Here is a 1,781-nt window from a genome sequence, read left to right as displayed (position 1 = left end):
GGCCGTGCTCGGCGGTGCAGCGGCGACGGGTGAGCAGCAGCGTGTCGACGCGTCCCTCGCGGGCGGCGTGCAGGATGTCCGACCCGCCACCGGCCAGTGCGCGACCGGCGCCGATCGCGTCACCGAAGCGTTCCGCGACCGCGTCGGACTGCCGTTGCATCGCCGGCCGGACCACCGCCCACGCGCGCTCGTGCAATTCGGCGGGCGACAGGGCGTCCGGGTTGCCGGCGGCCACCTCGTCCACCAGGTGTTCGTAGTTCAGGTACCCGCGGAACTGCGGGAGATGCTCGGTCACCGCCGCCAGGACGACGGGCCGCCGATCGTTCGGGCGCAGCGCCTCCTGCAGCCCCTTCGCGATCTGCCGCAGGAACTTCTCCCGCTGCACGTCCCCGACCTCGGCGCCCGTGCCGTGACTGTGCACCATCCCCCCGCCGGCTCTGTTCGCCCCGGGGCCGGCGCCGGCGGCCCCGCTGAACCGCTGCTGCTGGTGCGAGGGCGGCTGGATATCGCCGGCCATGTCGTCGATCGAGGACGGGATCGAGCCCAGGTCGAGCTCGCGGATAGTCGAGGCGGTGCCCTCGAGGAGGCGGACCTTGTTCTGGCTGCCCGCGAGGACCAGGAACTCGCCGTCACCGACCGCGGCCGGCACGACCGGCCGGACGGCGAACCGGTCGCTCACGTGGACCGCCTCGGCGACGTCCGTGGACAGGCGGTACGCGCGCCAGAACCCCTTCGACGCGAACAGCGCGAGACCGTCGGACAGGCGCTGCCAGTACGCGTCGTCCTCCAACAGGGCGACCAGCGGGCCGAGGATCTCGTCGGACTCCTCCTGGGCCACGCCGTGCGCCTTGAGTCGGGTCTCGGCGTCCTTGATGAGCGACTTGGCGCGGATGGGGTTCTCGCGGACCTCTGCCCCGGCCCGGGCCGTGGGCAGGAAGATCGACACGGCCCGGCCGCTGGTGGTGCCCAGCTCGGCGAGGTCGGTCAAGGGGATCGGATCGACTTCTGCGGTGCGGGTGACATCAGCCATGACCCGACGCTACTGACCGCGGCGGCGCACGGGTAGGTCGTGACAGGGTTGTTGCGCGCCCGTGACCTTCGGGCCCGGGACGTCCGCCGTGGATACCATCGCGGAAGTGACCGATGCGCCCGTGACCCCCGCGACGACCCGGCCGGTCAGCACCGCCCGGGTCCTCACCACCCTGATGGTCCCGATGTTCATGGCGCTGCTCGCGCTGTCGGTGATCAACGTGGCGCTGCCGGTGATCGGCACCGCCCTGGACTCGGATTCGCGGGGATTGCAGTGGGTGGTGTCCGGGTACGCGCTGGCGTTCGGGCTGCTACTCGTGCCGTCGGGGCGGCTGGGCGATGCGACCGGACGCAAGCGCCTGTTCCTGGCGGGCGTGGCGGTGTTCGTGGGCGGTGCGGTGGTCGCCGGGTTCGCCCAGTCGATCGAGATGCTCAACCTGGCGCGCCTCATCCAGGGCGTGGGGTCGGGGATGCTCAACCCGCAGACGTTCGGCCTCATCCAGAAGTACTTCCGGGGTGGGGCGCGGGCGCGCGCGTTCGCCACGCTGGCCACGACGGTCTCCATCGCCACCGCGTCGGGGCCGCTGGTCGGCGGGTTGCTCATCGAGGTCCTCGGCGATGACCTCGGGTGGCGCGCGATGTTCCTGGTCAACGTGCCGCTCGGCGCGTTGGCGCTGGTGCTGGGCTGGCGCTGGTTGCCCGACGACCGCCGCCTCCCGCCGGGCGAGGCGGGGCCCGACGTGGGTGGGTCC

Annotated in this window: 2 protein-coding genes; one reads left to right on the top strand and one right to left on the bottom strand. The window is 72.5% G+C overall.

Annotated features, from left to right (window positions below; translation table 11 throughout):
* On the bottom strand, positions 1-1,030 hold a 1,030-nt coding region (locus G6023_RS15185; protein WP_182636307.1), incomplete at its 3' end, for a baeRF3 domain-containing protein.
* A 106-nt stretch (positions 1,031-1,136) separates the two neighbouring features.
* Here G6023_RS15185 and G6023_RS15180 point away from each other — a divergent pair.
* Positions 1,137-1,781 (top strand): MFS transporter (locus tag G6023_RS15180; protein WP_182636305.1); only part of this gene is annotated, 645 nt, incomplete at its 3' end.

The sequence above is a fragment of the Dietzia sp. DQ11-71 genome (genome assembly GCF_014144995.1).
Lineage (GTDB): Bacteria > Actinomycetota > Actinomycetes > Mycobacteriales > Mycobacteriaceae > Dietzia > Dietzia kunjamensis.
Note: the sequence above shows the minus strand (reverse complement) of the source record. Positions and strands in the feature narration are given on the sequence as shown.